Genomic DNA, 21,692 nt, shown 5'->3' on the forward strand with positions numbered 1-21,692 from the left:
TTATTCGCCGATCGACCGCCTTTATTATACCAGGGACAGGAGCAAAACAATACAGATTCCAGCCCATTCGTTCCGACCTATTCGGAGAAAATTTCATTCCAGTCTATTCGGCGAAGACCTTTTCGCTCAGGCCGGTGTTAAGGCGCAGGTCGGTGTAGCTGTACATTTCCAGCAAGTCGGAGTGCGGAGCGGAAGGCTGGGTCGAAGTGTAGGCTTCATAGCGGAGGGGGAGTTTGGTTTTTTTGTCCACGTAGAGGATGGCGCGGGCAGCCGAACGGAAGGCATGGGGCCGGCGCAGGAGAAGTTCATAGCGTGTCACGTCCTGCTGGGCATAGAGGTAGTCGGCGGTCAAAACTTCGATGGGGTTGCGTAGGCCGCGTTCGCGTTCTATCAGGGCATGGAGGCGTTGCAGCAGAGCGCCGATCGTCCATTGGGGCAGGGGATAGCGGTGGGCGGCGAGGAACTTGGGGTCGTCGGTTTCCAGGAGGCGGAATCCCTTGAGGCCGTCTGGACCGGCGGGGCGGAGGCGGACTTTCCCAGGCCGGCTCTGCGCGGAATAGGCCAGCTCCAGACCGGCGACTGCTTGGGGCTGTGTGAAGCGGACGCGAACGCCCAGCGGTTGGACCCGAACCTGCATCAGGGCGACTTCTTCCGCCCCCAACACACCCTGGAGGCGTTCCTGGCGGGTAAAGGTGCAGGTATAGTCCCGCAGGCGGGCATGGGCCGCGGCGGCTTCCCGAAGCATAGCAGACAACGCCTCGACCCCCTTGGCCCCCAGCACTCCTGCGGCCGCTGTGGGGGGAGAAGCCGCAGAGGGGGAAGTCGCAGCCGCTGGACTCGATGGTGAAGCCGCCTTCGGACTGCCCGCAGTTATCTGCGCCAGACTCCCGCCCCACCACCCTGCCGCCACTACACTCAGAATGGCGAATGCCCGCCGCATAGCTTCCTCTCCTGCCCATCCGGGTCCGAGGGTCCATAGAACCTGACAGTAGGGAGTACATAGCCGCGGGTGGTCCCGGCGCGAAGAGCAAGTTGAGTGCAAGTTGCCTGTCCATGTTTTTGAGTTGAAGCTCTGAGGTCCCGCCGATGTCTGTCCAGATCGTCACTGTGGAGTCGGCACCGTTCGCTGAGAACAGCTATGTGCTCTGGGTGGAAGGCAGCAATGCGGCGCTGGTGGTCGATCCCGGCTTCGAACCGGATGTGATCCTCGATGTCCTCGCCGACCGCGAGTTGACCCTAGCGGCGATTCTGTGCACGCACGGTCATGTGGATCACATCGCCGGCAATGCAGCCCTGAAGCAGCGCTTCCCCTCGGCGCCCCTGATCATTGGCCGGGGAGATGCCCCCATGCTCACCGACCCGATGCTCAATCTCAGCGGCCTATTCGGCTTCGATATTGTCAGCCCGCCGGCGGACCGGACGGTGAGTGACGGGGAGCAGCTCAACCTCGCCGGCATGAGTTGGGACGTGCGAGAGATTCCCGGCCATTCTCCGGGGCATGTGGTGTACATCCTGCGGGAACCAAAGCCGTCTCTGGTGCTCGGCGGCGATGTGCTCTTCCGCGGAAGCATCGGGCGGACAGATTTCCCCGGCGGCGACTTTGCCACTCTGACGGCCGGCATTCGCCGGGTGCTCTGGCCTTTGCCCCCGGACACGGTGGTCTATCCCGGACATGGACCGGCCACGACCATCGGCCACGAACGGCGAACCAATCCCTTCCTCCAGGATTGAAGCGAGGCCAAAGCGGGGATTGCAGCGAGGCCGAAGCGGAGCGGGTCAGGGGCAGCGCCGCGTTTTCTTCCAGTCTTCCTGAAAAGATCGCCGCAGCGCCCAGGCCCCGTGCCACGTCCCTGTCAGCGGCGGGAAGGCAGGGGTTGCTGGAGGGTCCATTCCAGGGCGTTGAGCAAAAGGCGCTGGAAGTTTTCGTCCTGGAAGTCGTCAGGATGGCCGAGGGAAGTGTAGAAGATGCGGCGGCCTTTGAGGGTCCGCACCCAGGCGACCGGTTCCGTCTGACCGCTGGGAATGGTGCCGGTCAGCAGCACCTGGACATCGGGAGCCAGGCGCGGATTTTTGTAGAGACTGCCCTGGGAACGGAAGGGGCGGACGCCCCGGAGTACCGGATGCTCGCTGGCGCCGGGAGCGGGACGTACTTCACAGACCACGCCGGCGCCGTAATGCCCCTGGTAATCCCCGCCGAAAATCTCCTTGTCCATCTCCAGCCAGTTCTGGAACCCGTGGCTGGCCGTGCGGATCCCCACGATCGGCTTGGACGAGCGGGCGAACTCCTGAATGATCTTGAGCGATTCTCCTTCCAGGCGCAGGCGGCGGGTGAAGAAGATGGCGGCATCGCACTCCTGGAGCTGTTCGATTCCCGGCAGGGAGGTGTCTTTTTCCGCTTGGGCCGAGAGGAGCACACATTCGAGAGCGTATCGCTCCTCCAACAATTTGCGGAACTGGCGGAGGGAGGCGTCGGATTTGTACTCGAACGAGCCGGAGATGAGGGCCAGGCGCAAGGGGCGCCGCTTCGCCGGTTGGGTCGTGGAGGTCTGTTCCTTGGCGGGCGGGGCGGAAGGGGCCGACGGAGGAGCTTGGCTTTGCAGATAGGCGAACAAATCGGCAACTTCCTGATCGCTGAGAGAGTCGAGGAGGCGTTCCGGCATCAACGACACAGGCGAGGGGCGGATGTCAGCGATGTCGGCTTTGGGGACCGAGAAAGTCACCGGCTGATCGTTGACCACGGTGGTCAGGAGGACCGTCGAGCCTTGATCGGCGGCGATGCCAGAAAGGCGGCGTTCGTCGTGAGTGAGCACGGTTTGGACCAGGTATTCCGGGCGGATGTAGGCGGAGGGGTCCACGATGTGGGTCAAGAGGTAAAGGCGGTTGTGGCGGTCGGCGGTGGTCAGGTCCGGGCCGATTTTCCCGCCTTCGCCGTGGAGCTGGTGGCAGGCGGCACAGAGTTTGTGGAAGAGGGCTTTGCCGCGGGTGGCATCGGCGTGTTTTTCCCGGCTAAGGACGAGGTTGAGCCAGGCGATGCGGGCTTGTTTTTCGCCGCTGGTGGCCGGTGCGAGCTTGCCAAAGTGCTTCTCCACCAGGGCGGTCAAAGGCGGGTGATTGTGAGCGACGGCGGCGCGGGCGTGATCCAGGGTCAGGTGGGCTTTGGGGAAGCGGCCCGCCTCCCACTGCTGGAAGAGCGTCCAAGTCCAGGCCGGGCGGCTTAGGAGCAATTGCACGGCCCGACGCTGCCCCGCTGGCGAAAGGGACGCATATTGCTGCAAGACGAAATCTGCCAGCGCGGGGTCATCATACGCCTCCAGAGCGCCGAGCAAGGCGAGCCGGAGGGTGTCACTGCCGCTGGCTCGGAGCTGGGCCTGGAACAATTCCTTCGCCTGGGGGTCGCGGACTTGTTGCAGGACCTGGAGGGCGGTGAGGCGATCCTTTTCCGGAGCTTGGGGCTGAGCGACGATCCGCCGCAACTCGGCTAGGGCCGCGGGAACCTGCATGCGGGCTTGAACCACGCGCAATAGCGGATCCTCGGGATGCTCGCGCTGGCAGGCGTCGAGCAGGGAGCGCAGCGGTTCGGGAACGCCCGGCAGGCTGCGCCCTTCCAGTCCCTGGGCGAGACCGCGCAGCAGCAAAGAGGGCGGATACGTCTGGGCTAGGGCAGCGAGGAAGGGATACCCCCGCTCCTCGGCGCTGAGGCGGCGGGCCAGCTTGATGACCAGCTCTTCCGCCAGAGGCCGCGTTTCCGGGCGGGTGAGGGCGTCGGGGGCGATCCACTCCATAGCGGCGGTGGCCGGGGATTGGCCCGCGGCTGAGGTCGAGGTGGTGGCAAGCCAGCGGGTGACCTGCTCTTCGATGGCCCACCAGAGGAGCAAGGGCAGATGGGTATCGCGGACCGAGCGGGGGTTGTTCTGCAAGCTGTGGAGCAGCGGGCGAGCCTCGGCTGGGGGCATCCGGCGCGCGGAGCAGGCCAACTGGGCCAAAACGACGGGGCTGCTGTCCTGCCCCAAGGCGCGGAGCTGCTGGGGGGAAAGTCGGCCAGCAGGCCAACGTTCCGGCATGTCTGCCGCCAGGCGGATCGTCCAGGCTCGTACCTGCTCGTGGGCATGAGCCAAGCCCAGTTGCAGCACAGCATCCGACCAGCCGCCGCTGGCATAGAGCCCCCAGAGGGCTTCCAGCGCGGGCCAGTCGCGCTCCTGCTCCAGCATCTGTCGCAAAGCGGCATAGGCGGCCGGATCGCGCCGCTCCGCCAGCAGTTGCCGGGCAGTGGTGCGGTACCACTTGTTCGGGTGTCGCAGCAGGGCCACCAGCTCCGCCAGGCTCTTGCGGGTCAGGTCCACCTGCGGATAGCGGGGACCGCCCTGGTATTCGATGCGGTAGATGCGCCCGCTGTCCTTGTGCCAGTTGTCGATGGGATCCAGGTGAGCGGCTCGCCGATCGTACCAGTCCGCCACATAGACGCATCCATCCGGTCCCAGGCACAGGTCCAGAGGACGAAACCAGGGATCATCCGTTTCGAGCAGCTCGCCTCCGTGTTCCGCCCGGAAGGAAGCTCCCACCGCTTCCAGCTTGTGCCAATAAATGGCGTTGGATAGCAGATTGCAGGCGAGATACTGATGCCGCAGGGCTTCGGGATACAGGTCCGCGTCATAGAGAATCCCGCCGCAGGTGACATGGCCGCCCTTGAAGTTCTTGTAGGGCACGTGGTCGAAGTAGCCGAAGGTATAGGGGTTGTGCAACGGGCCGTGCTTGGCAAAACCTTTGATGTAATAGGCGCCGGGAAACTGATGGAGCATGGCGTAACCGCCCCAGTTCGTGCCAGCGATGAGCTGGCCGTGGCGGTCGAAGTCCAGGCCGTAGGTGTTGCCCCCCCCTTCGCTGAACAGCTCGAATTTTTTCGTCAGCGGGTGGAAGCGCCAGATGCCTTGCTGGAACTCGACGATGGGATCGTTCGGATGATGGGGATTGCGGATGCGGCTAGTGCTAGTGCTGCCCGCAGCGCCGTAGAGCCAGCCATCCGGTCCCCACTTGAGGTGATTGGCCAGCGAGTGCGTGTCATCCATGCCGAAGCCTTCCAGCAGCACCTCCGGGTCCCCATCGGGAACGTCGTCCCCATCGCGGTCAGCGTAGAAGAGCAGATACGGCGGTTGGGCCACATAGACCCCGCCGTGTCCCAGGCAAAAACCGCTGGCAATGTTCAGCCCGGTCACAAAATCCTTCGCCTTGCGGAAGACCCCGTGCTCATCGGGATCGTAGAGGATGGTGATCTTGTCCGCCCCTTTGGGACCCCGCGGCGGCGGCTCCGGCACCTTGTCCCAAATCGTGCGGAGATACTGATCCTGGCGCACCGGCTTGAGACCAGCATATTGGGGATATTGCAAGTATTGCAGCACCCAGAGTCGGCCGCGGGCGTCGAAACAGAGGCTGACTGGCTGGCGGATCATCGGCTCGTGCGCGATACAGCGGACGGAGAACCCCGGCGGCAGTTTCATTCCTGCCACCGCCTGTTCCGGCGTGCGCTGCCCCCAAGCCAGCGCCGGTCCCATCCCCACAATCACAACGCTCCAGAGCAAACATCGCAGCATGACCCGCCTCCGCAATGCCACTTCTTCTCCCACAGTTCCGGGGGATTACCGCGTGCACTCCGAGTTTCACGGGTTCCCTTCATCTCCCTTGTCCGCTGCTCCCTTGTCCGCTGGAAGTCAGCCCGTGGACCTTCGGACATCGCAGGATCTTCGTGCCTGGCCCCAGACAGTTATGGGGATTCTGTCCGCGGGTTGAGCCGGAAGACCGTGAGCCGGAGACGACGCACTGCGGGGAGAAAGTTTTGACCTTCGGCTCGTGACTTTTGGCAAAAGAAGACGACACACCAAGCCATCAGGAGTGCGAATCCCGGAAGGACGCCTTCCAGGTTTTCCGGCCCATCTCCAGTGCCATCTACATCCATCTACAGTTGCAAGATGGAGGATGAGGAGGGCAAAAGCAAGGGGTTTGTTACCGAAGGTCCAGGCGGGGACTGCTTCTCCAAGAGGGAGCCTGGACGAATGAGCGAGGCGGAAGGCGGCTACTCCGGAGGGGATTGGCGGCCAAGCGATCGGGAACCTAGCGGGAAGCGTCCAACGGCGGCAACGGCCAGGGGAATGATCGCCAGGAGAAGGGGCGGCCTTTGCAGCGGCGGGTGGGCTTTCGTGCCAATGGTCACTCCCGAACCAGCAGACCGAGGGCCTGGCGGAGCTGGAGATCGGCACGGTGCCAATCGGCGGCGGCTTGGAGCAGGGCGGCCTCCGCTTGGAGCAGTTCCAGGCGGGCGGCGAGCAACTCAGCAGTGACAGCTTGCCCGGCGGCTTGGCGTTTCTCCAGCTCAGCCAGTTGCTGGCGCCAGAACTCGACTTGGCTTTGCCGGGCGGCCGCGACGGTGCGCTGCCCCTGACGGGCGGCGATGGCGGCCCGGACTTCCGCGGTGACCTGCCGCTGCCGCGCTTGCAAGACCGCTTCCACGAGGGACCGTCCGCGCTGCTCCCACAGAGTCGGAGCCTTGCGCAGCTCCGCCAAGAGGGTCTGAAGGGGTGAAGGGGCCGGGCCAGTGCTGAGCAAGGGGTGAATCGCCTGAAGCAATCCCTCCGCTTGGGCCAGGGCGCGGCCGTCGACTTGCAACAGCAGGCGCAAGAGGTTGAGGTCGGGCCGGTAGGTGAGGGCCAAATCCACAGCGGCTTCCACCGCCACATCGCGGGGATCGACCTGGAGCTTCACGGTCGGCCACAGCGGCGGATCGGCGCCAGGCAGCCCCAGGCGTTCGGCCAGGGCGGCATTGAGGGCGATGCGCAAACTCTCCACCTGGGCCAGCCGCGAGCGGACCTCCAGCAATTGCCGCTGGACAGTCAATAAATCCTGGGCCGAGCGCACCCCTTGTTGCACCGCCTTTTCCAGACTGTGCGCCTGATCCTGGAGCAATTGCTCCGCTTGGCGCAAGCGGTCATACTGGCCTTCCGCCGCCGCTAAGCGGTAAAAGTCGCTCAGAGCTTCGGCCATGTGGCGGTTGCGCAGTTCATCGGCGGCATAAGCGCGGATGAGGTTCCAGATTTCGCCCTCGCCGTGTTTGAGGCGCCGCAGACGGGGCATGTCTGCCGGCACGGCCAAAACATCTGCCACAGGGGTCGCCTGGAAAGTTCGGCGGCGGCATTCCTCCGCCGTCAGATGGCGGTAGAGTGACGGCAGGGGGGAGGGCGGAATATCGGGACGAGGGACCTCCACGGTGATGGTCTGCCGCGGTCCTTCGGGTAGGGGAGCCGCCTCGCTGGGGGCCGGAAGCCCAGGCCAGCCGCCGGCATGACATCCCGCTGCCGCTGCTAGACAAACCAATGCCAGGCATCGCTGAACCATCCCCTTCTCCCCTGGGCAGGGTGCCCCCTGTCCTTATCGGCACTGCCGCGGCGTGCAGTGCAGCAAACATCCCCTTTCTGCTTGTCAAGGTCAGGCCAGGACGGGTAAACTACCTCCAGGAACCCTGGGGAGGCGATGAGCCATGCGGAGGAGTAGTCACCAGTCACGGCAGGGGGGCGTCCGCTGGGGCATGCCGGCGGCATTAGCGCTGGTGGGGTTAGCCGCGGCGGCTCTGGCGCAATCCAGTTATCAGGACCCGCCGCTGACCCCCCAAGATCGCACCCACTGGGCCTTCCTTCCTCCGAAAAAATCCAGCCCCCCTCTCGTGACCAACAAGGCTTACTCCCCCCGCAACGCGGTGGATGCTTTCATCTACGCCCGCTTGCAGCAAGCCGGGCTGGCTCCCTCGCCGGAAGCAGACAAACGCACGTTGATCCGCCGCCTCCATTTCGACCTGATCGGCCTGCCTCCCACGCCGGAGGAAGTGGACGCCTTCCTCCAGGACCCTGCTCCCGATGCCTACGAGAAACTGGTGGACCGCCTGCTCGCTTCCCCCCACTTCGGCGAACGCCAAGCCCAACACTGGCTCGATGTCGTCCGCTTTGCCGAAACCAATGGCTACGAACTGGACGGCGAACGCCCACACGCCTGGCGCTACCGGGACTACGTCATCCGCTCCTTCAACGCGGATAAGCCCTATGACCGCTTCCTGACCGAGCAACTGGCGGGGGATGAGCTGGCAGCCGGGCAGGACCCCCGCCAAGCCGCCGAGCTGTGGATTGCCACCGGCATGCACCGCTGCGGCCCCGTCCACATCGTCAGCGGCAATCTCGATCAAGAGATGCTCCGCCAGGAACGCCTGACCGAAATGGTCAAAGGAGTGGGCACCGCTTTCCTGGCCCTGACGGTGGATTGCGCCCGCTGCCATGACCACAAATTCGATCCCTTCTCCATGGGGGACTATTACCGCCTGCAAGCCTTCTTCTCCGCCGCCCGCTATGCAGAGATCGACATTGCTACGGAGGAGGAGAAGGCCGCGTACAAAAAGCAAGCCGCTCCATTGCAAGCGGAAATGGCGGAGTTGCGCAAACAGGTGGCGGCCATCGAGGCCCCCTATCGGGCGGCTCTGGTTCAGGCCAAGCGGGCCAAGCTGGAGCCGCGCTACCGCCAGGCTTTGGACACGCCCGCTGATCAGCGCACCGCGGAACAGAAAAAACTGGCCCAGGAGGCGGCCACCCTGCTCAAGGTCAGTTGGGATGAAATCGTGGCGGCCTTGTCTCCCGCGGACCGCGAACGCCGAGCGGAGTTGAAAGAGCGCCTCCATGCCTTGCAAGCCCGCCTTCCCCCTCCGCCCGCCCAGGCCTGGGCCATCCGCAATGAGGAACCGATCCCGACCTTCATCCTCAAGCGGGGCGAACCCCATCGCAAACTGGTCAGTGTGGTGCCCGCTTTCCCGCGGGTTCTGACGACCGCCGCCGCCACTCCTCAGTCCCGCCTGGACCTGGCCCGCTGGCTGACCCGCCCGGATCATCCCCTGACGGCACGCGTGATAGTCAACCGCCTCTGGCAGCACTACTTTGGCCGCGGCCTCGTACCCACCGCCGATGACTTCGGCCTGCGCGGCCAACCCCCGACTCATCCCGAATTGCTCGACTATCTCGCCCTGGAGTTGGTCGAGCACCGCTGGTCCCTCAAACACATCCACCGCCTGATCGTCACTTCCGCGACCTACCGGCAGTCATCCCTGACCACTCACGGACAGCAGCGCGACCCGGAAAATCGGCTCCTGTGGCGCATGAACCGTCAGCGGCTTGATGCTGAGGCGCTCCGCGACGCCATTCTGACCGCCGCCGGCACACTCAACCGCCAGGTCGGCGGACCCTCGGTGCGCGTGCCTCTGGAGCCGGAAGTGTACGCCCTCATCTTCACCGAAGGGGAACCGGATGGCCTCTGGCCCGTCACGCCGGACCCCGCGCAGCACACCCGCCGTTCCATTTACCTGTTCCGCAAGCGCAACGTCCGCCTGCCACTGCTGGAGGTTTTCGACCAACCGGATACTCTCAACCCCTGTTGCGTCCGGCCGGTGAGCACCTTCGCGCCGCAAGCCTTGATCCTCATGAATTCCCCCTTCGTGCGGGAGCAGGGCCTGGCTCTGGCTGCCCTCCTCTTCCGCCAATGCCCCGCTGACGCTGGAAAGCGCCTCGAACAGTTGTTCCGCCGCTGTTACGGACGCGCTCCCACGCCCGCCGAACGCCAAATGGCGGAAGAGTTCCTCCGCGAGCAGCAGGAGACGCTCCGCGACCGCCTCCGTGCCCGTCAGCCTTTGGGCATCGACCCGCGCGCATTTCCGCCAGAGACCGACCTGGCCCAAGCGCGAGCCTGGGCGGACCTGGCGGTCGTCCTCTTCAACACGCACGAGTTTGTGTACAAACCGTGAGGCCCTGTCCTTCCCCTGGGCAGGTGGAAATCCGCCGGTCTTCCAGGTGAGGGGCGCGCCTTTGGGATCGAGTCGGCGAGGCCCTTTCCTCCGTGCAAGCGGTCAGTCCTTTGGACCAGGTCCGCGAGACCTGACGCACCTCGCCAGGGGTTCCCCTTGCACTCCGGCGGCCTGCGGCGGTAGAGTGGAGAAGATGCTTCCCGAACCGCTCCGGAAGCTCAGGTCCCGGCACCCCGGAAAGGAATCCGATCGTGAGAGGATGGCACGCGCGCAGCCCAGAACCCAGCCGCTGGGAAAGCGGTCACGCCGAGGAGGGATGGTGGGAGGAAGTCCAGCAGGCCCAGGATCAGGCCCGCCGATGTTTGCTGGCCCAGCAGCGTCCCGATGGCCACTGGTGCGCCGAACTGCAAGGGGATACTATCCTGGAGTCGGAATTCATCCTCCTGCTAGCCATTCTGGGGCAACGCCAGGATGAGCGCATCGGACGGCTCGCGAACTACATCCGACGCCAGCAATTGCCGGAGGGGGGATGGTCCACCTATCCCGGCGGCCCGGCGGACGCCAGTGTGTCGGTCAAAGCCTATTTTGCTCTCAAGATCGCCGGAGATCGGGCGGATGCTCCGCACATGGAACGCGCCGCGGCCCAGATTCGCCAGCTCGGCGGTGCGGAAGCCGTCAACTCCTTCACCCGCTTCTATCTCGCCGCCCTGGGACAGATTCCCTACGACGCCTGCCCGACCGTGCCGGTGGAACTCATCCTCCTGCCCCGCTGGTTCCCCATCAATCTCTATGCCATGTCGGCCTGGAGCCGGACCATTTTCGTCCCGCTTTCCTTGGTCAACGCTTACAAGCCGGTCACGCTGCTGCCGGAAACCCTGCACATTCGGGAACTGTTTTTGACTCCGCCGCAGCAGTGGCGCCTGACCGCCAAGGCGCCGCAGGGGCTGCTGACCTGGACCCGCGCCTTCCTGCTGGTGGATCGGTTCCTGAAGTTTCTGGAGCGGCGGGGCTGGACGCCCTGGCGCCGGCGGGCGATGGAGCGTGCCCTGGACTGGATGCGCCAGCGCTGGCAGGATAGCGACGGCCTGGGAGCAATCTTCCCCCCGATGGTGTACCATGCCCTGGTGCTGCACTGCCTGGGGAAAGGGCCGGATGATCCGGAAATGCAGGCCGTCCTGGAACAATTGGCGGGGCTGATCCTGGAGGGGGAAGAAAGCCTGCGGGTGCAACCCTGCCTGTCGCCCGTGTGGGATACGGCACTGGCGGTGCATGCTCTGGCGGAAACGGGAGCGGAGCCGGAAGCTGTCCTATCCGCCGCGCGCTGGCTCCTTGGCCGCGAAATCCGCCAGCCGGGCGATTGGGCCGTGCGCGTCCGCGAAGCTGAACCCAGCGGCTGGTGCTTCGAGTACCGCAATCCGTATTATCCCGACGTGGATGACACAGCGATGGTACTCTTGGCCCTGGCCCGCAGCGGGGCCGCCCCGGAAGCCGGGGATACGGTGGCGCGGGCGTGCCGCTGGCTCCTGGCCATGCAGAACCGCAACGGCGGATGGGCCGCCTTCGACCGCGACATCGAAAACCCTCTGCTGGAAAAAGTCCCCTTCGCCGATCACAATGCCATGCTCGATCCCGCCTGCCCGGACATCACGGGCCGGGTCCTGGAAGCCCTGAGCCACTACGGCTACCGCCTCGGCCATCTGGCAGTCGATCGCGCTGTGCAATTTCTCCTGGCGCGCCAGGAAGAGTCGGGCGCCTGGTTCGGACGCTGGGGGGTCAATTACCTCTACGGGACATGGCAGGTGCTCAGCGGCTTGCGGGCGGTCGGGTTCGATCTCCAGCACCCGGCGGTGCGGCGTGCAGTCCGCTGGCTCAAGGAAGTGCAAAACCCTGACGGCGGATGGGGCGAAAGCTGCCGCAGCTACGACGACCCCGCCTGGGCCGGACAGGGCGAATCCACCGCTTCCCAAACCGCCTGGGCCATCCTGGGATTGCTCGCTGCGGGTGAAAAAGACGGCCCGGAAGTCCGAGCGGGAATCGAATTCCTCCTCGGCACCCAGAAAGCGGAGGGACACTGGCAGGAAACGGCCTTCACCGGCACGGGCTTCCCCCGCGTCTTCTACCTGAAATACCACCTCTATCCGCTCTACTTCCCGCTCTTGGCCTTGAGCCGGTACGCCCGCCTGGCCCGGACCCCCACCCCCCCCCCCCCCCCCCCCCCCCCCCCCCCCCCCCCCCCCCCCCCCCCCGCCGCAACGCTCTCCCTGGATGACGGACGCCGCTCCTCCTCACGCTCCGGTCGTGCCAACCCCGAGGTGATGAGCTGCCTGCACCCTCAACGATTCCCCCACGGAGGTCTTATGCGATTCCCCCTTTCGCTCACCGCTGACTTGACCGCCTACATGCTGCGGCAAAAACTCCGGCGACAGCGCCGCTTCCCTTTGGTCCTGATGCTCGAACCCCTCCACGCCTGCAACCTGACCTGTACCGGCTGCGGGCGGATCCGCGAATACGAATCCACCATCCGGGAAAAACTCAGTGTGGAACAATGCCTGGAATCTGTCGATGAGGCGGGAGCACCAATCGTCAGTATCTGTGGGGGGGAACCTTTGATTTATCCTCACATTGGGGAATTGGTGCGCGGCATCTTAAAACGCCGCAAACATATCTATCTATGCACTAATGGTGTCTATCTGGAGAAGAAATTGCATTTGTTCCGCCCCACATCCCGCTTCTTTTTCAACGTCCATTTGGACGGTTTGGAAGAGACGCACGACCGGTTGGTGGAACGGCCGGGGGTGTTCCGCGCAGCCATTGCGGGAATCCAGGCAGCCAAGCGTGCCGGCTTTCTGGTCTGCACCAACACGACGGTGTACCGGGAAACGGAAATCGCCGAGATCGACGCCTTGTTCGCCTATCTGACCGAGTTGGGAGTCGATGGCTTTCTGCTGTCACCGGCTTATGGCTACGCGGCGGTGCACCGGACCAATCCCCAAGGGGCCGCGGAGATTTTCCTCACCCGCGATGAGATTCGGGCCAAGTTCCAGCAAGCCCAGCATCTGTTTCATAAATACAAACTCACCACCTCGCCTATTTATTGGGAATTCCTCCAGGGCAAACGTGAATTGACGTGTGCCGCCTGGGCGAGTCCTACACGCAATGTCCGCGGTTGGAAGGGACCGTGTTATCTCATCACCGATGCCCATTATGATTCTTTCCAGGACCTTATGGAGAATACACCGTGGGAGAATTATGGCTATGGTAAGGACCCGCGGTGCGAACATTGCCTGATGCATTCGGGGTATGAGACGGCGGCGGCTTTGGGAATGAACGCCCGCCTCCGGGACGGCTGGAAGATGTTGCTATGGCAATTGACCTGAGCGGGCCGGTGATCGTCATTTTCTGCGCGCTGGAACGGGAGGCTGACGTCCTCCGCCGCCGCCTGCGGCACTACCGGCAGGTGCAGATTCAGACAAGCGGCATGGGTTATGCGGCAGCCCGGCAGTGTGCCGAGAGACGGTTGCAGCGGGAGCCGCGCCCCCATCTGGTCGTGGCCGCCGGCTTTTGTGGTGCTCTGCGGCCCGACCTGCGTGCGGGCGATATTGTCTGCGATGCCGCCGTGCACACTGTGCCCCACGTCCTCAGCACGCCGGAGGAAAAACAGCTCTGGGCGAAGCAAACCGCAGCCCTGGCGGTGGACCTGGAATCGGCAGCGGTGACAGAGGCCTGCCAGCGCTTCGGCGTGCCCTGCCGCGTGATCCGTTCCGTCTCCGATACCTGCAAGCAGGCGATTCCCCGCGAACTGCTCGATTGCTGGGTGGAGCAACGGCTGCGGGTGCGCAAGTTCCTCCACTGCGTGTGGCGGCGCCCCGCCCTCCTCGGCGAGTTGGTCCGGCTGGGGTGGCAAAGCCGCCGGGCCGCTCAAACCCTGGCTGCCGCCGTCGAAGATTGCGTGAAACAATTCCTGATGCGGAAAGACAAGGAGCTTTCCACGTCCCACACGCCGACTGCCCTGAATCCCCGATGAGCCTGCTCCGAACCCCCGAAGATGCCTGAGCGATCCTCGCGAGGATGCCTGGGCGATCCTCGCCTGGGCGGTCCGGAACCGTCCTAGGCCACGACGATGTTGACGAGCCGACCGGGGACGACTTTGACCATCTTGACCGTCTTACCGGCTATGTGGGATTGGACTTGGGGATCGGCCAGGGCCGCGGCTTGAACGGCGGCCTCGTCGCTGTCGGCGGCCACGCGCAGGCGGGAACGCACCTTGCCGTTGATCTGGATCGGGATTTCGATCTCCTCTTCGCGGAGCAATTCGGGATCGTAAGTCGGCCAGGGTTCATACGCCAGGGACTGGGCATGGCCCAGGATGCGCCACAGTTCCTCGGCGATGTGGGGGGCGTAGGGCGAGAGCAACAGGACGAAGGTTTGCAACACCTGCCGCGGCCGGACGCTGAGCCGGGTCAGGTGATTGACGAACTCCATCATGGCAGCGATGGCCGTGTTGAACCGCAGGGCTTCGGTGTCCTCGGTCACTTTGCGGATGGTGCGGTGGAGGAGGCGGAGGGTCTCCCGATCCGGGGGGACATCCTGGACGGCAGGATGCAGCACGGCTTGCTCGGCCGCTTCATCGACGATCAAGCGCCAGACACGACAGAGGAAGCGATAGACCCCTTCCACGCCGCGGGTGTTCCAGGGTTTGACCGCCTCCAGCGGCCCCATGAACATTTCGTAGAGGCGCAGGCTGTCGGCGCCGTACTCCCGGACGATGTCATCGGGGTTGATGACGTTGCCGCGGCTCTTGGACATTTTGTCCGCCCGCCCGGTGAGTTCCAGGTCCGTCCCCTTGAGGAACATCTTTCCTTTGCGTTTTTCGACCATTTCCTCCGGCAGTGTCAGCCATTTGCCATCGACCCCGGCGACTTTGAGGACGTAGCTCGCCTCCGCGCCGCCGTCGTCCTTGCCTTCGCGCAGAACGGCCCGGATGCCCATCGCTTCCAGCTTTGGGCGGTAGCGTTCATAGTCCGCCGGGGTGATGTGGTATTCGTATTCCCCCAGGATCATGCCCTGATTGACGAGGCGCTGGAATGGTTCCGGGCAGGGGACGTAGCCGCGGTCGTAGAGGACCTTGTGCCAGAAGCGGGCATAGAGCAGGTGCAGTACGGCATGTTCCGCGCCGCCGACGTAGAGGTCCACCGGCAGCCAGTAGCGGAGTTTGTCCGGATCGGCGAACTGCTCATCATTGTGGGGGTCGATGTAGCGGAGGTAGTACCAGCAGGAGCCGGCCCATTGGGGCATGGTGTTGGTTTCGCGGCGGTATTTTTTGCCGTTACGGAGGACTTCGACCCAATCTTTGGCTTTGGCCAGGGGTCCTTCCGGGGAGCCGGTGGGGCGGAAGTCTTCCAGCTCGGGGGGTAGGAGGGGCAGCTCGCTGGGGGAAAGCGGCAGGACTTCGCCATCTTCGCCGTGGAGGATGGGGAAGGGTTCGCCCCAGTAGCGCTGGCGGCTGAAAAGCCAGTCACGCAGCTTGTACTGTACGCGCCGCTGACCCAGCCCCTGAGCTTGCAGCCATTCGATCATCCGCTCCTTGGCCTGGGGCGTGGGCAAGCCGTTGAGGAAGTCCGAATGGATGGAAATGCCATCCCCCACGAAGGCGGCGGTAAAGTGCTCCAGGGTACTGCCGGTCTGCTGGAGCCATTCGGGCGGCGGCTGCACGACCGGGACGATCGGCAAGCCATACTGGCGAGCAAAGGCATAGTCCCGTTCGTCGTGGGCCGGCACAGCCATGATGGCGCCGGTGCCATAGCTGGCGAGTACGTAATCCGCGATCCAGATCGGGATTTTCTGGCCGTTGACCGGGTTGATGGCGTAGGCGCCGGTGAAGACGCCTGTTTTTTCCTTGGCGATTTCCGTGCGTTCCAGATCGCTTTTGCGGGCGGCCTGGGCTTGATAGGCTTCCACGGCGGCGCGCTGCGACTCCGTCGTCAGTTGTCCTACGAGGGGATGTTCCGGGGCCAGGACCATGTAGGTGGCGCCGAAGAGCGTATCCGGCCGGGTGGTGAAAACGGTAATGCGGACATCGGAGCCGGCGACGCGGAAGTGCACCTCGGCGCCTTCGCTGCGGCCGATCCAGTTCCGCTGCATCTGCTTGATCGATTCCGGCCAGTCCACCAGCTCTAGGTCTTCGAGCAGCCGCTCGGCATAGGCAGTGATGCGGAGGAGCCACTGCCGCAGGGGTCGGCGTTCCACCGGGTAGCCGCCGCGCTCGCTCTTACCGTCGATGACTTCCTCGTTGGCCAGGACGGTCCCCAGGGCCGGGCACCAATTCACCGGCACCTCGGCCTGATAGGCCAGGCGGTGGGCATCCTGGTAGCGGCGGATCGCCTGCGGTCCCTGGGCTTGGACTTCCGGGGGAATGGGCAGCTCGGCAATCGGCCGGCCTTTGCGCGCCACGGGATCGTACCAGGTGTCGTAGATCAGCAGGAAGATCCATTGCGTCCATTTGAAGTAGCGGGGGTCGGTCGTGTCGATCTCCCGGTCCCAATCGTAGCTGAAGCCGAGGGACTGAATCTGGCGGCGGAAGGTAGCGATGTTTTGCTGGGTGGTGATACGGGGATGGACATTTTTCTCGATGGCATATTGCTCCGCGGGCAGGCCGTAGGCATCCCAACCCATGGGGTGAAGGACGTGGTAGCCCCGCATGCGCTTGTAACGGGCCAGGATGTCGGTGGCGGTGTAACCCTCCGGATGGCCGACGTGCAAGCCCGCCCCGCTGGGGTAGGGGAACATGTCTAGCACGTAGTATTTGGGCTTGCCCTGGACGCTTGGTTCGTTCGGCTCGGGTGTCCGAAACGTCTTTTCCCGCAGCCAGTATTCCTGCCAGCGGCGCTCGATCACCGCGGGATGATAAGTCGGCATAGTACGCCCACCTCAGGCCATTCCCATCCCATCGCTCTGGCTTGGGCCATTGCCATCCAACCGTATGGCTCAAGCCATACTGTATGGGTCAAGCGATTCCCATCCCATCGCTCTAGTTCAAGCCATTCCCATCCAATCGCATGTGAATTGGCTTATGCCGAGGGGGAAAGGGTGGCTAGCGCGGCCCGGCACACCCAGGCGAACGGAACGAGCGAAGGGCAGGACCTAGGGGACAGGGGCAGGCGGTCCGGCTGGCCTACCTGCTGCTCTCCCGCGGTCAGGGCGGCGCGTCCCCCGGCTGGAGGCCCGCTTCGGCTGGTCAGGGCGGCGCATCCCCCGGCTGGAGGCCCGCTTCGGCCGGTCAGGGCGGCGCGTCCCCCGGCCAGAGGCCCGCTTCGGCCCGCTGCGTATCCGCGTCCAGATAGTGCCGGCCCCATAGCCACAGGCCGCCGCTGACCGGAATCAGAAACGCCACGAGCAGAAACGCCGTTTGCAGGCTGGACAGGTCCGCAATCACCCCGATGATCAGCGGCGAGATGGCATCGCCGAAGGCGTGGATCACGAAGATGTTGATGGCAAAGGCCGTCGCGCGGATGGGGCTGCGGGCGACATTGGCCAGGATCGCATTCGCCGGGCCGGTGTTGAAAAAGAGGAAGAAGACCGCGATGAAGAAGAAGACCCATCCCCACGGCAGCGGGGTGTAGAGCAAAGCGACGAAGGCGGGAAAGCCCACAATCATCCCCCCACCGGCGACCCAGAAGTACGCGCCTTTGACGCCACGATTGCGGAGATAGTCCCCGGCCAAGCCGCCAGCGAGCGTGGCGATCAGCCCTCCGACGACGACCAGGCCGCCGATGTACAGGCCGATCAGGCCGTTGGTCCAGGAACCGGGGGCGGTGGCGGTGTCGAAGATCCAGGTGCTGTAGAGCAGGTATTCCTGCGGCGTCAGCTTCTCCTGCAAGAGCTGGCGCAATTCGGCGGCTTGCCACGATTGTCCCACGGGCAGTTGGGCCAGGCGCTCTCGCACGGCTGCAGGAACGATTTCCGTGCCGTCAGCGGTCCGCAGCGCGGCCAGTTTATCTAGGACTTCCGGCGTGATGGTGAAGCGGGCTTCCCGCTCGAACAGGTACAATTGCATCACCGTGGCCACGCCGCCGAGCACAAAGGTGGAGACCGTCATACCCGCGGAGCAGAGCACGAAGGAACGGATGCGCCCCAGTTCCCGCAGAACATCCCAGTAGGAATGGGAGGATGCCGGTTCCTGCGCCGGGGCTTCCGGGGTGGAGGGCCGCGGGGGTTCCTTCATGAAAAAGCACAGGATGCCCAGGAGGATTCCGGGCAAGACCACCACCAGAAAGGCCCAGCGCCAGCCGGCGACTTCCGCGACTTGTGCTCCGATGACGAATCCCAAAGCACTGCCCACCGGAATGGCCATGTAAAACCAGGCGAGAATCTGGCCGCGGCGCTCCACGGGATAAAGGTCCGAGAGCATGGCCGGGGCGACGGGTCCATAGGCGGCTTCTCCGATACCGACGAGGCAGCGGGTGGCCAGGAGCATGGCGTAACCCACCGCCAGGCCGCTTCCTCCCGTGGCCAGACTCCAGACGATGACCGCCCCGCCGACGATGCCCCAGCGCGACCAGCGGTCCCCCAGCCGGCCAAACAGCGGGGAAAAGAGCATGTAGGCGGCCATGAAGGCGGTGGTCAACGCCCCCAGCTTCGTCTGCGCCCACGGATCATCCGGGCGGAGCATCGTGGGGTCCAAGCGGATCTTTGGCAGCGTCGCCGAGAGGACCTGGCGGTCGATGTAATTGAACAGATTGATCGCCAGGAGCAGGGCCAAAGCCCAGCCTGCACCCGCCACCGCGTGCGACGGGCTGGCGGCCGGGGAAATGCTGTCCTCCCGTTTCATGCTGCCTCTCCGCTTGACTACTATGTTCTTTCCGCTGGGTTGCTACCTTCTTTCCGCTTGGCCGCTACGTTCTGTTTTGGCACGGCGTTGCCCACCCTAGCCCGGCGGATGTTTCCTTGCGGATGCTGCCCCGTGGATGTTTCCTTGCGGATGCTGCCCCGTGGATGTTTCCTTGCGGATGCTGCCCCGTGGATGTTTCCTTGCGGATGCTGCCCGATAGACGGAGAGCGCCGCGCCTGGAGAACGCCAAGGTGCGGAAGATGCCACGATGACTGACACGATAACGGTTCCCTCCGTTCATGTCGAGGGGGGATGAAATCGCCCTGACGGCCGGGGGGTGGCGAGGGCGGAGGCGGAAGAAGGGAGTGGTAGGCCGGACCTGGCGAAGCGGAAACCTCAACGGGAAAGCGAGGCGCCAGGGCGGATGGGGCGCGCACGAAAGGGAAGAGGTGTCCGCTTCTGGTTAGCGGGTCCAGAGGCGGCGGTCCAAGGCGCGGTAGGCGATGGCTTCGGCGACATGTTCGGCGCGGATCGGCTCCGCTTCTTGCAGATCGGCGATCGTGCGGGCGACCCGGAGGATGCGGTCGTGGGCGCGGGCGGAAAGTCCCAGGGTTTCGACCGCATGCTTGAGGACGGCCTGGCCGTGGGAGTCGAGGCGGCAATACTGGCGGATTTGCCGAGGGGTCATCCGGCCGTTGAGCAGCCCCGCGCCGGGTCCGAAACGGCGGGCTTGCACGGTGCGGGCGACTTCCACCAGGCGGCGGAGAGCGGCGCTGCTGGTCCCCTCGGCACTGCCCGCAAGGTCTTCATACGGCACGGGAGGAACCTCGATGTGCAAGTCGATGCGATCGAGTAAGGGGCCGGAAATCCGTCCCAGGTACTTGTCGATGGCCAGGGGGGAACATTTGCAGGGGCGCTTCGGATCGCCGAGGTAGCCGCAGGGGCAGGGATTCATGGCGGCGACCAGGATGAAATTGGCGGGGAAAGTGGCAGCATGGGCAGCGCGGCTGATCGTGACGCGCCCTTCTTCCAGCGGCTGGCGAAGGGCTTCGAGACTGCGGCGGTGGAACTCCGGCAACTCATCCAAAAACAGCACGCCGTGATGGGCCAGGGAGATTTCCCCCGGTTGGGGCAGGGTTCCGCCGCCGACCATGCCGGCATCGCTGATGGTATGATGGGGACTGCGGAAAGGACGGGTGCTGAGCAAGGCCTGGCCGCCGGGCAAACAGCCGCAGGCCGAATAGATGCGGGTCGTCTCCAGGCTCTCCTCCGGCGTCAACGGCGGCAGAATCGTGGGCAGGCGGCGGGCGAGCATGGTCTTACCGCTGCCGGGACTGCCCAGCATCAGGACATTGTGCCCCCCAGCCGCCGCGATCACCAGAGCACGCTTGGCAAACTCCTGCCCTTTGACATCTGCGAAGTCCACGTCATAGCGATTGAGGGAGCCTGCGATCTCCTCCACCGGCGGGGCGACGGGTTCGAGGCGGATACGTCTGTTGAGCAGACCCACGGCCTCAGCGAGCGAGCGGACGCCGAAGACCTCCAGATCGCGGACCACCGCGGCTTCCCGGCCGTTGCTCTGCGGGACAATCAAACGGCGTAAACCCCGCTGCCGTGCTTCCATCGCCATCGACAGGACACCGGCGACAGGCCGCACGTTGCCATCCAAGGCCAGCTCCCCGACGGCTGCGCTTCCTTCGAGGTCCTCTGGACGGACCTGGCCCGTCGCCACGAGGATGCCCAGCGCAATGGGCAGATCAAAAGCCCCGGCATCCTTGCGCAGCTCGGCGGGAGCCAGATTGATGATCGTCCGCCCCGTCGGCAGGTAATACCCCAGATTGACCAGGGCACGCTCGATGCGATGGACGCTTTCGCGAACAGTCAATTCCGGCAGGCCGACCAGCACCGTCTTCTGGACCTGGGCCGGCGCGGTATCCACTTCCACATCGACAGGAACAGCGTCGATGCCGAGCAAAGCGAAGGTGCGCAAGCGAGCCAGCATTCCCTTCTCCTGATCCTTTCCGGCCGGCGTAGCGATGGCATCCTCGGCTGCTCCTGCCCCCCGCTTCCCCGGTTGTCCTGGTCCTGTCACAGCGGGAGGCGGACGTTCCCCCAACAGTTCGGATGATCCGCACCCCCTAAGAAACCCCAGGGGAGGAACCAGGGCCGGCCCAGGCGGATCACTTGAGCTTGAGCCGTTCCGGCGGCCGATACTCCACAAACAGGCGGCGGAGAGCAAAGCGCAAGCAGGGCACGAAAATCCCCAGCGAGATGAAGGCGATCAGGAAGATGAAGGCCCCCGGAGCGATGTAGAAACGCTTGCGCCCGGCGGCGTCCACTTCATCCATTTCCAGAAAAGTGCCTTCCAGCCAACTACGCATGTTGGTCGCCGTGATGTAGTTGAGCACAATCAAACCGATGCAGACCAGGACCGCAATGATGCCCGGCGCGAGATGCATCGCCCATTCGGAAAAAGTGGGGGCGTAGACTTTGCGTGTGTCGGCCTTGACGCGCGTGCGGTTGTTGAACCCGCAATGGATGCAGACGATCGCATCGGGGGGAACCAGCTCCATCGCGCAGTGCGGGCAGCGCGGCACATCCTTTTCTTCTACGACTCCGACCTGGGCCACGCCTTCGTCGTCATCGTCGAAGGGCCGCTTGGGGCGAGGGGCGGACTCCGGTGCGGTCGCAGGGGTAGAAGCCGCCGGTGAGGCGGGGCGGGCCGCTGCCGAAGGACGAGATGCTGCCGGAGCCGCGGGACGAGGCGACGCTTGGCCTTGGCTCGCTTCCGCGCTGGCTCCTCTTGCCGGTACCGCAAACACTTGCTGGCATTTGCTGCACTTGATCCGCTTGCCGGCCACATTCTCCGGCACCCGTAAAGCGGTCTGGCAATGCGGACAGCGGGTGACAATACCTCCAGCCATGTGCTACCTTCCCTATAGATGAATGACGCCAAGGAATGCCGTCCCAGGGATCGATAGTAAATCCGATGATCCCGCCCTGGGACTCTGCATTCCAGAATACTACCTGACCCCTACTTTACACAAG

11 protein-coding genes are annotated in these 21,692 nt (G+C 64.5%); 4 read left to right on the forward strand and 7 right to left on the reverse strand.

Annotation, left to right across the window (positions count from 1 at the left end):
* Positions 1-103 precede the first annotated feature (103 nt).
* Positions 104-940: a DUF1571 domain-containing protein gene (locus tag H0921_RS08275; protein ID WP_194537577.1), complete on the reverse strand. Its 837-nt coding sequence runs from the start codon at positions 938-940 to the stop codon at positions 104-106.
* Positions 941-1,086: 146 nt separating this feature from the next.
* Between H0921_RS08275 and H0921_RS08280 the strand changes: the two genes are divergently transcribed.
* The gene (locus tag H0921_RS08280) at positions 1,087-1,731 is read left to right on the forward strand and encodes an MBL fold metallo-hydrolase (protein WP_194537578.1); all 645 of its coding nucleotides are present in this window, start codon (positions 1,087-1,089) and stop codon (positions 1,729-1,731) included.
* A 122-nt stretch (positions 1,732-1,853) separates the two neighbouring features.
* Here H0921_RS08280 and H0921_RS08285 read toward each other — a convergent pair whose 3' ends face one another.
* Both H0921_RS08285 and H0921_RS08290 read right to left on the reverse strand, forming a co-directional pair.
* Positions 1,854-5,585, reverse strand: coding sequence for a PVC-type heme-binding CxxCH protein (locus H0921_RS08285; protein WP_194537579.1), 3,732 nt, complete (start codon positions 5,583-5,585; stop codon positions 1,854-1,856).
* 613 nt (positions 5,586-6,198) lie between these two features.
* Positions 6,199-7,380, reverse strand: a complete 1,182-nt coding sequence (locus H0921_RS08290) for a TolC family protein (protein WP_194537580.1) — start codon at positions 7,378-7,380, stop codon at positions 6,199-6,201.
* 142 nt (positions 7,381-7,522) lie between these two features.
* On the opposite strand from H0921_RS08290, the gene H0921_RS08295 reads away from it, so the two are divergent.
* The 3 genes from H0921_RS08295 to H0921_RS08305 all read left to right on the forward strand — a co-directional run bounded on the left by H0921_RS08295 (position 7,523) and on the right by H0921_RS08305 (position 13,841).
* Positions 7,523-9,817, forward strand: coding sequence for a DUF1549 and DUF1553 domain-containing protein (locus tag H0921_RS08295; protein ID WP_228499233.1), 2,295 nt, complete (start codon positions 7,523-7,525; stop codon positions 9,815-9,817).
* Positions 9,818-10,068: 251 nt separating this feature from the next.
* Positions 10,069-13,194: a squalene--hopene cyclase gene (gene shc / locus H0921_RS18315; RefSeq protein ID WP_194537581.1), complete on the forward strand. Its 3,126-nt coding sequence runs from the start codon at positions 10,069-10,071 to the stop codon at positions 13,192-13,194.
* Positions 13,179-13,841 carry a phosphorylase family protein gene (locus tag H0921_RS08305; protein WP_194537582.1) on the forward strand — a complete coding sequence of 221 codons (663 nt, stop codon included), beginning with the start codon at positions 13,179-13,181 and terminating at the stop codon, positions 13,839-13,841. The genes shc and H0921_RS08305 overlap by 16 nt, the downstream gene beginning before the upstream one ends.
* A gap of 83 nt (positions 13,842-13,924) precedes the next feature.
* On the opposite strand, the gene leuS is transcribed toward H0921_RS08305, so the two are convergent.
* The 4 genes from leuS to H0921_RS08325 all read right to left on the reverse strand — a co-directional run bounded on the left by leuS (position 13,925) and on the right by H0921_RS08325 (position 21,568).
* Entirely contained in the window at positions 13,925-16,732 is a 2,808-nt protein-coding gene (gene leuS, locus H0921_RS08310; protein WP_194537583.1) for a leucine--tRNA ligase, read from the reverse strand.
* Between the two features lie 361 nt (positions 16,733-17,093).
* Complete coding sequence (locus tag H0921_RS08315) at positions 17,094-18,644, reverse strand: spinster family MFS transporter (protein ID WP_194537584.1); 1,551 nt, start codon at positions 18,642-18,644, stop codon at positions 17,094-17,096.
* Between the two features lie 463 nt (positions 18,645-19,107).
* Positions 19,108-20,646, reverse strand: coding sequence for a YifB family Mg chelatase-like AAA ATPase (locus H0921_RS08320; protein WP_194537585.1), 1,539 nt, complete (start codon positions 20,644-20,646; stop codon positions 19,108-19,110).
* Positions 20,647-20,824: 178 nt separating this feature from the next.
* Positions 20,825-21,568: an MJ0042-type zinc finger domain-containing protein gene (locus tag H0921_RS08325; RefSeq protein ID WP_194537586.1), complete on the reverse strand. Its 744-nt coding sequence runs from the start codon at positions 21,566-21,568 to the stop codon at positions 20,825-20,827.
* Between the last annotated feature and the right edge of the window lie 124 nt (positions 21,569-21,692).

It is taken from the genome of Thermogemmata fonticola (assembly GCF_013694095.1).
Lineage (GTDB): Bacteria > Planctomycetota > Planctomycetia > Gemmatales > Gemmataceae > Thermogemmata > Thermogemmata fonticola.

Bases quoted from the DNA above. Each gene is read 5' to 3' on its own strand.
- H0921_RS08275 (WP_194537577.1), bottom strand. From the start codon at position 940: ATGCGGCGGGCATTCGCCATTCTGAGTGTAGTGGCGGCAGGGTGGTGG.
- H0921_RS08280 (WP_194537578.1), top strand. From the start codon at position 1,087: ATGTCTGTCCAGATCGTCACTGTGGAGTCGGCACCGTTCGCTGAGAAC.
- leuS (WP_194537583.1), bottom strand. From the start codon at position 16,732: ATGCCGACTTATCATCCCGCGGTGATCGAGCGCCGCTGGCAGGAATAC.
- H0921_RS08325 (WP_194537586.1), bottom strand. From the start codon at position 21,568: ATGGCTGGAGGTATTGTCACCCGCTGTCCGCATTGCCAGACCGCTTTA.
- H0921_RS08315 (WP_194537584.1), bottom strand. From the start codon at position 18,644: ATGAAACGGGAGGACAGCATTTCCCCGGCCGCCAGCCCGTCGCACGCG.
- H0921_RS08285 (WP_194537579.1), bottom strand. From the start codon at position 5,585: ATGCTGCGATGTTTGCTCTGGAGCGTTGTGATTGTGGGGATGGGACCG.
- H0921_RS08320 (WP_194537585.1), bottom strand. From the start codon at position 20,646: ATGCTGGCTCGCTTGCGCACCTTCGCTTTGCTCGGCATCGACGCTGTT.
- H0921_RS08295 (WP_228499233.1), top strand. From the start codon at position 7,523: ATGCGGAGGAGTAGTCACCAGTCACGGCAGGGGGGCGTCCGCTGGGGC.
- H0921_RS08290 (WP_194537580.1), bottom strand. From the start codon at position 7,380: ATGGTTCAGCGATGCCTGGCATTGGTTTGTCTAGCAGCGGCAGCGGGA.
- H0921_RS08305 (WP_194537582.1), top strand. From the start codon at position 13,179: ATGGCAATTGACCTGAGCGGGCCGGTGATCGTCATTTTCTGCGCGCTG.